The organism is Thiomonas sp. DCM-2 (assembly GCF_056820905.1).
The window spans coordinates 786,795-799,542 of record NZ_CM165962.1; the positions used below are offsets into that span (position 1 = coordinate 786,795).

Annotated in this window: 11 protein-coding genes; 4 read left to right on the forward strand and 7 right to left on the reverse strand. The window is 62.4% G+C overall.

Features of this window, described 5'->3' with window-relative positions; all coding sequences use genetic code 11:
- Window positions 1–20: 20 nt before the first annotated feature.
- From AC1ZQA_RS03820 to AC1ZQA_RS03850, 7 genes are all read right to left on the reverse strand, one after another.
- Entirely contained in the window at window positions 21–533 is a 513-nt protein-coding gene (locus AC1ZQA_RS03820; protein WP_482678498.1) for a type IV pilin protein, read from the reverse strand.
- A gap of 128 nt (window positions 534–661) precedes the next feature.
- Entirely contained in the window at window positions 662–4,279 is a 3,618-nt protein-coding gene (locus tag AC1ZQA_RS03825) for a pilus assembly protein (RefSeq protein WP_482678499.1), read from the reverse strand.
- A 2-nt stretch (window positions 4,280–4,281) separates the two neighbouring features.
- Window positions 4,282–4,881, reverse strand: a complete 600-nt coding sequence (locus tag AC1ZQA_RS03830; protein WP_482678500.1) for a hypothetical protein — start codon at window positions 4,879–4,881, stop codon at window positions 4,282–4,284.
- A 35-nt stretch (window positions 4,882–4,916) separates the two neighbouring features.
- Window positions 4,917–6,260: a PilW family protein gene (locus AC1ZQA_RS03835; protein WP_482678501.1), complete on the reverse strand. Its 1,344-nt coding sequence runs from the start codon at window positions 6,258–6,260 to the stop codon at window positions 4,917–4,919.
- Entirely contained in the window at window positions 6,257–6,781 is a 525-nt protein-coding gene (locus AC1ZQA_RS03840; RefSeq protein ID WP_482678502.1) for a type IV pilus modification PilV family protein, read from the reverse strand. Before AC1ZQA_RS03840 ends, AC1ZQA_RS03835 begins: the two co-directional genes overlap by 4 nt.
- Window positions 6,778–7,287: a pilus assembly FimT family protein gene (locus tag AC1ZQA_RS03845; protein ID WP_482678503.1), complete on the reverse strand. Its 510-nt coding sequence runs from the start codon at window positions 7,285–7,287 to the stop codon at window positions 6,778–6,780. Before AC1ZQA_RS03845 ends, AC1ZQA_RS03840 begins: the two co-directional genes overlap by 4 nt.
- A 1-nt stretch (window position 7,288) precedes the next feature.
- Window positions 7,289–7,771 (reverse strand): type IV pilin protein, encoded by a 483-nt coding sequence (locus tag AC1ZQA_RS03850; protein WP_482678504.1) that lies wholly within the window; start codon window positions 7,769–7,771, stop codon window positions 7,289–7,291.
- Between the two features lie 380 nt (window positions 7,772–8,151).
- Between AC1ZQA_RS03850 and AC1ZQA_RS03855 the strand changes: the two genes are divergently transcribed.
- The 4 genes from AC1ZQA_RS03855 to AC1ZQA_RS03870 all read left to right on the forward strand — a co-directional run bounded on the left by AC1ZQA_RS03855 (window position 8,152) and on the right by AC1ZQA_RS03870 (window position 12,739).
- A complete protein-coding gene (locus AC1ZQA_RS03855; RefSeq protein WP_013104897.1) occupies window positions 8,152–8,442 on the forward strand; it encodes a co-chaperone GroES in 291 nt (96 codons plus the stop codon).
- Window positions 8,443–8,527: 85 nt separating this feature from the next.
- Window positions 8,528–10,168 (forward strand): chaperonin GroEL, encoded by a 1,641-nt coding sequence (gene groL, locus AC1ZQA_RS03860; protein WP_482678505.1) that lies wholly within the window; start codon window positions 8,528–8,530, stop codon window positions 10,166–10,168.
- 169 nt (window positions 10,169–10,337) lie between these two features.
- Window positions 10,338–11,567: a zinc ribbon domain-containing protein gene (locus tag AC1ZQA_RS03865; RefSeq protein ID WP_482678506.1), complete on the forward strand. Its 1,230-nt coding sequence runs from the start codon at window positions 10,338–10,340 to the stop codon at window positions 11,565–11,567.
- A 38-nt stretch (window positions 11,568–11,605) separates the two neighbouring features.
- Window positions 11,606–12,739: a zinc ribbon domain-containing protein gene (locus tag AC1ZQA_RS03870; RefSeq protein WP_482678507.1), complete on the forward strand. Its 1,134-nt coding sequence runs from the start codon at window positions 11,606–11,608 to the stop codon at window positions 12,737–12,739.
- The last annotated feature ends 9 nt before the right edge of the window (window positions 12,740–12,748 follow it).

Here is a 12,748-nt window from a genome sequence, read left to right on the forward strand (position 1 = left end):
CCAATCCCGACGCGGCTGTCTCATGGGGTGGCGTTCCGTCCGGTTGGGGAACGGAAAACGAATTTTGCAGGGGCGACGATGTACGCGCCGTTGTTGGCACGGATGATGTCATCGAGGCTGACCTTGTTGGCGATCTGCGACTTGCTCTGCCCATTCGCGCCCATGCTGTAGAGGTCGTAATCGGTGTTGAGGGGGTTGAGCGCCTTGTCCTTGCGCGCATGCCCTTTGCCGTTGACCTCGATGTTGTAGTAGACGTAGGGATGCCCCCAGGGGTCGAGCTTGCCCGCCATGCCGATGTCGGCCAGCGAGTTCGGCAGCGTGCGGTTATAGACCCAGTAGCTCTGGATCGCCGCCGACATGGCCACCACATCCTGCTGCGCCTGCGCATTCTGGACCTTCAGGCGGTAGCCGCTGTAAATGGGCAGCGCAATGGCCGTGAGCACCCCGACCAGCGCAATGGCCATCATCAACTCCAGCAGGGTGAAGCCAAGCAGGCGGCGCATGCGCATGCGTGCAAGAAAGGGAGCAGACATCCCCGCTTTGTAGTGCGGCCACGTGTTGGGCGGTAGGCAGGCCGACGCACCAGGGCGGCGCATGTGTGAAAAACCGCACAGAACATCTCGACGCGCTGTGGGCAAAAGCCGACAGCGCGTCGAGGGGGTCAGTATTGGCGCCAGGCGATGGGATGACTTAGCACAGTCTGGTTGATTCCGCCGACCCCAAAACTCGAGCTGGTGTTGCCAAAACCCGATGCATTCGTGCCGGCAAAGAACACGCTGCCAGAGCTTGCGGCGTAAGAGCTGGGGGTCAACGGCACGCCTGGGCCGAGATTGAGCACACCGGTCGTGACCACCATGTTCTTGAATGTGATCGGGGCCTTGGGCGCACCACCCGTAGCGAAATCGAACAGGTCGTCGTACCCGTTGCCCAATCCACAGGAGGTGGCCGACGGCGGCACATATACCGGGACCGCCAGCACTCCGGAAATGATGGCTGGAGCTGCCGAGATTTGCCCGTTGGGCTGCAGCGGCATCACCACATTGCTGGAGACGGTCTGCAGCGACCCATTGGTGTACAGCGAGCCGGTCTGGTTGTTGCTGGACCAGATGATGCGTGAATTCGCTCCGGACAACGCGAACACCGTGATCTGGCTTTGCGACGCAGCCCAGACATAGGGTTGGCCATTGACGATGCTGTAGCCCAGGTAATTGATTGCAGCAGCCGGAGCCGTGGTGCCGTAGTTCTGCAGCGACGGCACGTCCAGTGCCGCCGAGCCCGAGAGGTTCAGCGCCCAGATACCGCCCTGGTTGTCGCCCAGCCACAGGGTTTGGCTGGCGCTGTCGTAACTTAGCGCGCTGTTGACCACGACATGGCTGCCCAGGTTCAACGGCGCCGACAGCACCGTGCCCGATGCCGGCTGACCCGTGGCGACGTTGACCTCGTACAGCGTGCTGGTGGTCACCGCCGAGCTGCCGCTGCCCGTCGTGGTATTGACGACAAAAACCGCGTACTGCATGCCACCGAGGGTGACGATCAGCGGCGCCTGCAATTGCGGCGAGCTGCCGCCGGGCACGGAAATTCCCCAGGTCTGGGCAACCGGCACCGGCGGACTGGGGCTCGACGCGGCGGTATTGCTGCTGAGCTTGAGCGCGTAGTGATACGCACCGCCTTGCGCCGTGCCGACCACATAGGTGGCCCAGTCTGCCGCCTGCGGAGACGTGGCGGTGTCGACCGCGTCTGCAAGGGTGTAGCCGCCGTCGAGCGATTGTTGCGACTCGAACTGGGTGTAATTCTGCAAGCCTGGCAGCAGCACCGGCGGCATCCATCCCCAGACCAGCAAGCCTTTGGTGGCATCGACCGCATAGACGAAGCCGTCATTGCTGGTGAACGTCAGCAGGCTTTCCCGTCCCTTGTTGTTGCTGGCAAAGGTGCCATAGCCGCCGATCGAAAAGTCGCTCGGAGTGGACGGCGCGCCCAGGTAATGCACCTGATCGTTGGCACTGAGGCTACCCAGCATCCAGTTGAGTTGCCTGCCGGCCAAATAAGAACATCCTGAGACCCCACTGGGAAATCCCAGCGCAGCGGTGTTGGTGGTGTCTCCGGCGGTGTTGAAGGAGGGGTCGAAGGTATAGGCCAGCAGGGTGTTGATGTTGGCCACGCAGGTTGTTGCGCTCAGCGCGAAGGCATTGGGGTTGTAATTCGGGCTGCTGGTGTTGAGGCCGATGTTCTGCAGCGTGTCGATACCGCCGGAACCCGGCCCCGAGCCATAGGTCGTGGTGGTCGTGGTGTAGAGATCCGTCTGGCGCTGTGATGCGGGCATATGCGTTGCATCGCCAGCATCCCAGAGAGCCGATCCAGTCGGGGTGCCCAGCGGAGCGCTGGCCGTGCTGGTCGGCGCGGCGACCGTCTGGAAAGCCTGGATGTGGCCGGCGATCGCGCCCGGCGTGTTGTTCGATGTCGCGGTGTAGATCAGCGAGCCGGCCTGCAACGTCGTTGGTGCGACTGGAGCAGAGGTTGCGGTGCTGGCGAAAATCTGCGCTGCAATACTGCTCAGCGCTGCGTTGAATGCGGCCACATTGTTCGCCGGGTATTCCTGCCCGGTGCCGCCGGCGATTGCCATGGCGTTGAGGGCGTCATAAGCAGCAGGGTTGGCGGTCGAATCGACCCCGGCACCCAGGCCGACCACATAAGTCTTGATGCCTTTTTGGTTCAGTGCCTTGATTGCGCTGATGGTGTCGATCAGCGCCTGGTCGTTGGTGTTGCTGGCGTCCAAGGCGCCCTGTGTCTGTCCGCTGGGCAGGTTGTTACTGTCGTTGTTGATGCCGAAATTGCTGTTGCCCGCAATGCCATAGAACGCTGCATACACGCCATAGCCCTGACCGGCGGCACTGCCCAGCGGTGGCCAGTTGTTCTTGTTCAAGTCCATGGTCGGCAGACCGTCTGTCACCAGGATCACATACTGCCCTGCACACGAGGCGGTGAGATTATTCAGAACGTTGCCCGCCCCCTGCACCAGGCCTGCGGTGGGCGACTGGCCTGCCAACGCCTTGATTTCCGTTGTGGAGAGACTGTTCGTTTCAGGCTGCAGAACAGTTTGAAATTTCGAAAGCGCGGAACTGACACTCGCGGTGGAGGGGTTGCTCCCCAGGTTGGTCATGCCGACCACGGTGTTTCCGGTCGTGGCGCTTTGATTCGCTCCATAACCAAAACCGCGCTGGGCGTACATGACCTGCGGCGAGTAAGGAACAAAACCAGCATTTGTCGGCCCAGTGGAATCATAAGAATAATTTCCAGTAGACGCGTTGTAGCCGACGTAAATATGGCCTGCCTCATACTGGCTCAATGTAAAGTAACTTTTTTGATTGATGGCTGAATTTGGAGGGTTTGGAGGATATGGGTTTTGGGGGTTTCCAGCTAGTTGAATATAATAAGGGGGAATTTGGTTATATTTGTAATTCGCGTTATAAACACCTTGATAATCTACATAAAGTGGTCCGCCGTTTTGCGATGTTGGGCTGTAGCTGTATAAAACGTCATTGATGTTCGGATCGTCGCTTGATGCGCCGATCTGCATGTACTGGTTGTTCTTGAGGGTGCTCGAACCATACAGGCTGGCGATCGACCCGCAGTAGCTATTCACTGAGGACGATGCATTGTTGTATTGGTAGCACGGGTTATTGACCCAGCGCGTGGGCGCAGGTGAGGCGTTTGGATTTGCGGCGATGAAGCTTTGGTACTTCGCGTAGCTTGTAAACCCATTGGTCGGCAGGCTGTTGGCAAACCGAAAGCCGTTGCTGGGCGACATGTAATACACCCAGGTGGTATAGAAGGTGGATCCCGAGGTGGAGTAGTCTTCCAGCGCAAAGTCCATGCTGGGTAGGTACTGGCCAAGCACGGTCGAAATCCCGGCCTTCGCCACGTTCAGGCGGCTGGCGCCGTTGTCGATCAGGGTGCCGCTGCCGTTTTTGTAGGTGTAGGGTGCGGAGGCCGTTTGACTCGGGGTCATCGGCGGGGTGAAGCCTGCGGGCACCGCGTATTGCTGTGGCGAGCTGCTGTTGTACAGGCTGGTGAGCCCGCTGGAGAGCATGCCCGAGCCGGTCATGATGGCGCCGCTCAGATCGCCGTCCATCGACTCTGAATTGCCGATGGCGATGACGATCTGCGGTCGCGGCTGACTTGACGATACGGTGCCTGCAACACTCAAGGCCATCGGCCACGGCGAACAGCTCATGCCGATGCAGACCGCGATGACAACTGAGGCTTTGATGGGATTTTTCATGATCAACTCGCAGTGCAAAGCTTGTAGACGCTTTCGGTGCTGGCACCTGTTTGCCCATTGGCTTCACGAATATTCAAAAAAATCTCGTAGTAATTGGCGGTGTAGGTCGAGTTGGAGGTCGATGACCCATTCGGGAACATGACATAACAAGCCGATGGATCGGCAGGCAAGGTGGTGGGCACGACGGCAACGAGAATGTTGCTCGATCCGGGAATGGCTGCTGGCGCCGGATTCAAATTGCCAAGCACGCTGCTTTGAATGTGTGTGAGCGTGTCGCAGGTGCTGTTGGCCAGGCAAGAGGTCCAAAAGGCTTGCGTTGGTGTCGTGCCCGACCAGGGCAGGGCTGAGCCCGCATCGGTGACTGGAAACCACGGCTTGCCCTGTGCCGTGTTCTGCAACTGCTGACAGGTGTTTTGGTTGCCGCCGCAGGCGGTTTGCACGATCGCGCTTCTGACCTGCTGCAGCGCCATGTCACCGATCTGCAGGTTTTTCTGTCGCTGCACGGTATTGCCGGTCATCGCGGTTTGCAGCAGATCGCCGCGGGTGACGAACAGCACGCCAAATAGCAGTACGACCAGAACGATCAGTGTGAGCAGCAGCACATAGCCTTGCTCGCGCTGCAGGATAGGCGGTGTGTTCATGGCGCATTTCCCCAAAGTGCGTTGCGCACAGCAACCTCGGTGGCGATGACCGAATAGTGATAGCCAGTTGCTCCCGCCGGAACCTGGTAGTCAAACGCATGTCCATAGGTGTTGGGCGCGGGCAGATTCACCGCAATGGTTGCTGGAGATTGATATTGCGAGTTGATGTCGGGGTGCAGCGAGCGGGTGACCAGGGCAATCCAGACACTGCGGATATTGCCGATCTGGTTCTGCGCCAGCACATCGCTGCCGGTCAGGTATTGCGTGACGTTGGACGTGCCCACGCCGAACAGCGCAACCAGGCTGACCACGCCAGCGGCAACCGGCACCGGTTGGCCCACAAGCGATCCGGTCTGGGGGTTGATCACCGCGCGCATCAGCGCGGGGAATTGGCCGCCCGCGCTATTGGCCTGGTTGGCCACCCAATACGCCACGGTCTGCAGATTTTGCTGAGCCGGGCGCCCCAGATCGATCAACTGCACCGTCCCGGGGCCGTAAAAATCGGTGGGCAGCAGGGTCTGTCCCGATCCCAGCAGACCGGCGCTGCGCAGCGCGGCCTGAAAGCCGTTGTAGCCCTTGGTCTGATACGGCGTGCTGACAGCAGGCGTCAGCGCACTGTTGTTCAGGCTGTCGACCGATGCGGGCTGGGTGGCGGTCTGCGCCGGGATGTGGCTGATCGGAATTTGAAAGCACACGTTCTTGCCCGAAAAGCGAAAGTTCTTGAGCTCAAGCAGGCCAGAGTCGCCAGCCTGGATTCCCGAAGGCAGCTTGCTCAGCACCAGATTGGTTCCTGCGGGCGGCGTGTCCGGGGCGGCCTGTCCCGGAAACACCACATTGACAGGCCCGCCAAGAGATGGGTTGATCTGCGGGGTGGCAGCAGCCATGGTCATGGTCAGCAACACCGAGGTGTTGCCACCCGGCGGGGTGTAGTTGGCTGGATCGAGCGATGTGCTGACGCTGCTCGTGGTGGGCAGCGGGCTCGGCTCGGATGCAGCCATCGCTGGTGCACTCAACGTCGCGCTGCCGCCGTTGGCCCCGTAGGACAGGATCAGATTGCATTTATTGCTTCCCGGAATCGGGCCGCTCTGGAAATAGCCGGAATTGGACAGATCCCTGGACATCAGATCGAGCGCGGCGCGCGTCTGCGAGTCGCGCTGCATTGCGTCGCTCATCGCGACGTTCTGCTTGGTCAGCGACGATTGCACCAGCAACACGGCGAGCGAGAAGATCAGCCCGATGACCAGAGCGACCATCAGTTCGATCAGGCTCAGGCCACGCTGCCTCGCGGCCACTGGCCTCGGAGTCGGCCTGCGCGGGGATGCGATGCGGGAGCGATTCATGGCGATGTCGGCGAGAGCAATCCCACCTGATAGTTGAAGATCTGCGTGCGCGTGCCGCCGCCGCCCCGACCCGCCTGCCACTGGATGGTCATCTGCACGCCGCAGGTCGGCGCCGTGGGGACGCTGACATTGCACGGATTGCCGTCCGCACCAGCCTGGGTCGTGATCTTCACAGAGGCATTTGGCAGATACATCGACTGCCCCGGGGTGAACATGCTGGCGAGCATGGGCTGCAGCGCTGGTGGCGCCGCAGCGGCGTAGTTACCTGGCGTGTAAGTCGCAGTGGCGCCCGCGCCGATCTGCGAAATCACCTGCGGGCTGGCCTGCAGCGTAGCCCAGAGTTGGTTGCCCCAGGCCGCCGTGTCGAGCGCTTCCTCGTTAGCGGTCTGCGCCGGAACCGTCAGGCCGTAAAGTGAGGCGATGCTGAGCATGCCCAGCCCGAATATGACGATGGCTACGAGCACGCTGATCAGTGACAGACCCGATTGTTGGGGCGGCGAAGACGTTGCGATGCGGTTCATGATGCGGTGTTGCTGCTGAGAATGACGCTGCCAGAACTGAGCAGTTGCATCGTCCAGGTCTGCCCCTGCTTGGCAGTGACCGTAATCACCGGCGCAGCGGCGTTGCCGATGCCGTCGGTAATGAAACCCTGGGTGTCGAACACCAGCTTGCCGGTGGTGGGAGCCTGCTGGATTGCACAGCTCACGCCGGGGTAGCGCGCGGCGAATTGCGCCGGAGTCAGCGAGTGCGCAGAGATTGGCTGCCCGCCGACTCGCGTGGTCCAGGTGCACGCATTGGCGGCGATGCCGGTGAGGTCGATCTCGACCGCTTGCTGTGTCGTCACCGCCTGATTGCGCGCCCAGGCCACGTCCTGGGGGAATTTGTTGACCAGCATCGAGGTCTTGCCGGAATCGACCATGTCGATCAGGTTGGGCACGACCATCACGCCGAGCAGGGCGGCAATGGCGATGGTCACCAGCATTTCGACGAGGGTGAAACCTAGCTGGCGGGGGCTTGCGGTGCGCATCTCAGCAGTCCCCGGACTGGTCGCGCGCCCAGCAGGTGTTGGGGCTGGGCAATGTCCAGCCGGATGGGGGATTTGCGGTTGCCTTGGCGCCGTCCTGATTGATCGTGAATGTCAGTGCTGTTCCACCGTTCATCAGGCTAGGGTCCTTTGCTTGCGCTTGCAACGTGAAAGTTGTCGACGTCACGGTTGGGCAAGTGAAATTGAAGTACTTGCCGACCGGAGGATTGGCGCAAGGGTAGGGATCAGGATTATTCCCGGCGGTCACATCCTGATAGGTTCGGTTATCTTGGTAATACTGCTGCATCGCCACGCTCATGCTCGACAGCCCGGAGAACGCCTCGGTCAGCTTGCTGCGGGCCACATAGGCGGTGTAGGCAGGAATCGCAATCGCCGACAGGATGGCGATGATCGCCACCACGATCATCAACTCGATCAGGGTGAACCCCCGGTGGGTTTTGCGGTCGACAGGAAACGGGCTTGACATGGGCAGACTCTCCTTGGGCGCATTCTGTTGGACGCACAGAGGGCGGTGGGTGGCTTTGCCGACGAACGGTCGAATTTCGCCGATGAACGGCAAACTGTTTCGATTGGTTGCATTTGTGCGAATGAAAGCGTTGCGGCCGCGCAGCGCATGCGCCCTGTCTGACCGTTGTGTGTGGTTTGTTTGCCGCCCTTGAAACGCGGAAGTCCGTCCCTATAATTAGCACTCGTTGAAGGTGAGTGCTAACAGTGGCGTCAAAGCGCTGTCATGCAAGCAGCTTCAAAATGGGTTTCTGGCCGTCTGGTTTGGGCTGTGTCCAGCGGGCGGCCTGTCAATTGGCACCGAGCGGGTGCCCAGTTTTTTACAAACTTCAGGAGATTTGCATGAAATTGCGTCCTCTGCATGACCGTGTCGTGGTCAAGCGCATCGAACAAGAAACCACCACGGCTTCCGGCATCGTGATTCCGGGCAGCGCGGCGGAAAAGCCGGATCAGGGTGAAGTGCTGGCCGTGGGTCCGGGCAAGCATGACGACCAAGGCAAGCTGGTTGCCATGGCGGTGAAGGTGGGCGACCGTGTGCTGTTCGGCAAGTACGCCGGTCAGACCGTCAAGGTGGACGGCGACGAGCTGATGGTGATGCGTGAAGACGACCTGATGGCCGTCATCGAAAAATAATGGTCCAGCCGGCGGATGACGCTGCCCCACGGCACTGCGCATCCGCGCTGAACTCTGCTTCAACTGCTATTTACGGAGAATTTCAATGGCTGCAAAAGACGTGATTTTTGGTGCGGACGCGCGCGTTCGCATGGTGGAAGGCGTGAACATTCTCGCCAATGCTGTGAAGACCACCCTGGGCCCCAAGGGCCGCAATGTGGTGCTCGAGCGCTCGTTCGGCGCCCCCACCGTGACCAAGGACGGTGTGTCCGTGGCCAAGGAAATCGAGCTCAAGGACAAGCTGCAGAACATGGGCGCGCAGATGGTCAAGGAAGTGGCTTCCAAGACCTCCGACAACGCCGGTGACGGCACCACTACCGCTACCGTGCTGGCCCAGGCCATCGTGCGCGAAGGCATGAAGTATGTGGCCGCCGGCATGAACCCGATGGACCTCAAGCGCGGCATCGACAAGTCGGTCGCCGCCCTGGTCGAGGAGTTGAAGAAAGCGTCCAAGCCCTGCTCCAGCTCCAAGGAAATTGCGCAGGTTGGTTCCATCTCGGCCAACAGCGACGCGAATGTCGGCCAGATCATCGCCGAGGCGATGGACAAGGTGGGCAAGGAAGGCGTGATCACCGTTGAAGACGGCAAGAGCCTGGAGAACGAACTCGACATCGTCGAGGGCATGCAGTTCGACCGTGGCTATCTGTCACCCTATTTCATCAACAACCAGGACAAGCAGGTTGCCGTGCTGGAGAACCCGTTCGTGCTGCTGCACGACAAGAAGATCTCCAACATCCGCGACCTGCTGCCCGCGCTGGAGCAAGTGGCCAAGGCCAGCCGTCCGCTGCTGATCATCGCCGAGGACGTGGACGGCGAAGCGCTGGCCACCCTGGTGGTCAACAGCATCCGCGGCATCCTCAAGACCGTGGCCGTCAAGGCGCCGGGCTTCGGTGACCGTCGCAAGGCCATGCTGGAAGACATCGCCATCCTGACCGGCGGCAAGGTCATCGCCGAAGAAGTTGGCCTGTCGCTGGAGAAGGTCACGCTGGCCGATCTGGGCCAGGCCAAGCGCATCGAAGTGGGCAAGGAAAACACCATCGTCATCGACGGCGCGGGTGTGGCTGCCGACATCGAGGCGCGCGTCAAGCAGATCCGCATCCAGATCGAGGAAGCCACCTCCGACTACGACCGCGAAAAGCTGCAGGAGCGCGTGGCCAAGCTGGCTGGCGGTGTGGCCGTCATCAAGGTCGGTGCCGCCACCGAAGTCGAGATGAAGGAGAAGAAGGCCCGCGTCGAAGACGCCCTGCACGCCACCCGTGCTGCGGTGGAAGAAGGCATCGTGGCCGGTGGTGGCGTGGCGCTGCTGCGCGCCCGTCAGGCTGTTGGCGAGATCAAGGGCGACAACCACGATCAGGACGCCGGTATCAAGATCGTGCTGCGCGCCATCGAGCAACCGCTGCGTGAAATCGTTGCCAACGCCGGTGGCGAACCCAGCGTGGTGATCAACAAGGTGCTCGAAGGCAAGGGCAACTTCGGTTTCAACGCCGCCAACGACACCTACGGCGACATGCTGGAGATGGGCATTCTCGACCCGACCAAGGTCACCCGCACCGCGCTGCAGAACGCCGCATCGGTTGCCGGCCTGATGCTCACCACCGAGTGCATGGTGGCCGAGGCGCCGAAGGAAGAAGCCGCACCCGCCATGCCCGGCGGCGGTGGCATGGGCGGCATGGGCATGGACATGTAAGTCCAGACCCGACGTCTGTCGCTTCATGGGCCCGTCTGCTCTGGCAGATCGGGTCTTCACAAGGCCTGCCATCCGCAAGGGTGGCAGGCCTTTTTGTGTGGGCCGTAGCTGTCACCGCGCCGACTACAAGCCTTGCTAATATCGCCCTCATTTGCAACTGGGGGGCAAAATGTCACGGTTTTGTACGCAATGCGGAGCAGAAAACAAGGACGAGGCAAAGTTCTGCAGACAGTGTGGAGCGCCCATGCCCAGATCGGCCGAACCAGCGCGGGCTGGCACCGAGCCCGACCAAACCCCGCTGCAACCGCCGCCCGCACCGAGTGCACCTGACCCCGATGGGGCCGCTGCCGCGCAGCAGCAGGCCCAGGCCCGGCGCCTGGCCGATGAAGCGGCCGCCCAGGCGCAGGCCGAGGAGGTGGCTCTGGCAGCCGCTGCCGCACAACAGGCTGCAAGGCAGGCCACGGAGCGGGCAGCCCAGCAGGCTGCGCCAGAGGCAGCCCAGAAAGTTGCACAGCAGGCAGCACAACAGGCTGCACAGCAGGCCGAGATCGCGGCACGGCAGCAGCGCGAGGAAGAGCGGCGTGCGGCCACCGCCCGGATGGAGGCCGAAATCCAGGCCAAGGCACGGGCGGCAGAGGCCGCGCTGTTCGCTCAGGCGCAGCCGCGGCCCGGCGCGGCGCAGCAGGCATCGGTCCCTGCCAAGGGCAGCAACGCGGTGATGATCGGCGGCATCGCCACCGTGGTCATCGCGCTGCTGTTGATCGGCGGCGGCAGCCTCTGGTGGTCTCGCACCCATTCGCAGCAAGCGCAGTCCGGCGTGCCGCTTGCCAGCGGCAGCGCCGCGTCTGCTGTGGCGCAACCCACACCTGCGGCTGCCCCGCCCGCGTCGGCATCGGTCGCGCGGGCTGCTTCGGCCGCAAACGCCGCGCCGGTGCATGCCGCCTCGGTGGCCCAGGCCGCGCCCGCAGTGACGCCGATCGAGCCGCCGCGCACTGAACCGAAGCAGCCGGTCTCCGCGCAAGCCCCGGCCAAGTCGCAGCCCGAAACCTTCAAGCCGGTGGCTCCACGCATTGAGCACGCCAGGCCCAAGTCGGTGCCTATCCACACGCCTGCGCCTCAGGAGGCGCCTGCATCCGCGCAGGCGCCGCAACCTGCGCCCGTGCCTGCACCCGCGCCCGCGCCGCAGCCAGCGCCCGTTGCCCCCGCCCGGCCTTCGGGACGGCTGGAGGTCTTGCGTGCGGGGCTGGCCGCCTGCGAGCAGAAGGGCAATTTTTTCACCCAGCAACTGTGCATCCAGGAGACCCGCTGGAAGTATTGCGGTGCGCCGCTGTCGCCCGACCCGCTCTGGGGCAAGGTACCCGAATGCCCGAATTCGGCGCAGCAGAGCAACAACCCCTGATTTCGCGTTTCGCCAACCATTCGTCCAGGGAGGACTCCATGACTGTCAAAACCACCAACAACCTCGGCGTGCTGCTGCGCAGCTATGAGGCGCTGCACAACTGGCGCGCGCTGGCCATGCTGGCCGGCAGCTTTGTGCTGGGCGGGCTGGCCATCAGCGGCGGCGCGGCGGCCGGCATGAGCTCGGGCAGCGCTGCAGTGATGATGCTGATGAGCCTGTTGGGCAGCATCGTCATCGTCGTCGGCATGAACGCCAGCGGTCTGATGCTGATGGATCAGGCGTACGACCAGCCGATCCGCGGCTTCGGCCCGGCTTTTCTGGGCGGCGTGCAGTCGGCGCTCTATGTCATCGGTCTGCTGATCTTGCTCGGCCTGGGCTTTGCGGTGATCTTGCTGGTGGCTTATCTGCTGTCGCTGCTCGGCCGCATCCCGGGGCTGGGTGGGCTGTTCGGCTTTTTGCTCGCCGGGCCGCTGGTCGTGGTGGTTGCCTTGGCCTACGCCGTGCTGCTGCTGGCCGGGCCGCTGGTGGTCGCGGCGGTTTGGCATGGTGAAGGTTTTGTCGGCAGCCTGTCGCGCGCGGTGGGCATCGTGATCAAGCGGCCGCTGGAGGTGTTCATGCACTTCCTGGTGCTCGGGTTGCTGGTGCTTCCGGCTGTGGGGTTCATTGTTGCCGTGGTGTTGTTCGGCAGCATGTCGGTCGGCGGCTTTTTTGCCACCAGCGGGTTTGGCAGCTGGGGTGCCGGCGGGATCATGCGGCAATTTGGCCCGGAAAGCATGGGAGGAACCGGGATGGGCGGCGCGATGCTGTCCATCGGCCTGGTGTGGTTCCTGGCGTGGGCGGTGGTCAGCCTGATTTATGTGCTCGGCTTGATCTTCGTCTACCGCGCAGTCAGCGAAGGCGTGGGTTCCGAGGCAACCGAGCTGGTGGGACAGAAACTTGCGCAGTTCAAGCAAAAGCTCGACGAATACAAGCCGCGCGGAGTGTCGCCCGGCGCGCCGTCTGCTGCGCCAGGCGACGGCGCCGCGACAAGCGCAGAGCAGGCCACGGGTGGCGCAACCGCACCGGCCATGCCCAACCCGCCGACAGCCGCTGCCGCACACTGCCCGAATTGCGGTGCTGCGGTGCAGCCCGACGATATGTTTTGCGGCAGTTGCGGCCACAAGCTGAAGTGAGGAGCCTGC

What these genes read in the sequence shown, in the direction of transcription:
- AC1ZQA_RS03820 (WP_482678498.1), bottom strand. Translation starts at nt 533, where the DNA reads ATGTCTGCTCCCTTTCTTGCACGCATGCGCATGCGCCGCCTGCTTGGC.
- AC1ZQA_RS03825 (WP_482678499.1), bottom strand. Translation starts at nt 4,279, where the DNA reads ATGAAAAATCCCATCAAAGCCTCAGTTGTCATCGCGGTCTGCATCGGC.
- AC1ZQA_RS03835 (WP_482678501.1), bottom strand. Translation starts at nt 6,260, where the DNA reads ATGAATCGCTCCCGCATCGCATCCCCGCGCAGGCCGACTCCGAGGCCA.
- AC1ZQA_RS03840 (WP_482678502.1), bottom strand. Translation starts at nt 6,781, where the DNA reads ATGAACCGCATCGCAACGTCTTCGCCGCCCCAACAATCGGGTCTGTCA.
- AC1ZQA_RS03845 (WP_482678503.1), bottom strand. Translation starts at nt 7,287, where the DNA reads ATGCGCACCGCAAGCCCCCGCCAGCTAGGTTTCACCCTCGTCGAAATG.
- AC1ZQA_RS03850 (WP_482678504.1), bottom strand. Translation starts at nt 7,771, where the DNA reads ATGTCAAGCCCGTTTCCTGTCGACCGCAAAACCCACCGGGGGTTCACC.
- AC1ZQA_RS03855 (WP_013104897.1), top strand. Translation starts at nt 8,152, where the DNA reads ATGAAATTGCGTCCTCTGCATGACCGTGTCGTGGTCAAGCGCATCGAA.
- groL (WP_482678505.1), top strand. Translation starts at nt 8,528, where the DNA reads ATGGCTGCAAAAGACGTGATTTTTGGTGCGGACGCGCGCGTTCGCATG.
- AC1ZQA_RS03865 (WP_482678506.1), top strand. Translation starts at nt 10,338, where the DNA reads ATGTCACGGTTTTGTACGCAATGCGGAGCAGAAAACAAGGACGAGGCA.
- AC1ZQA_RS03870 (WP_482678507.1), top strand. Translation starts at nt 11,606, where the DNA reads ATGACTGTCAAAACCACCAACAACCTCGGCGTGCTGCTGCGCAGCTAT.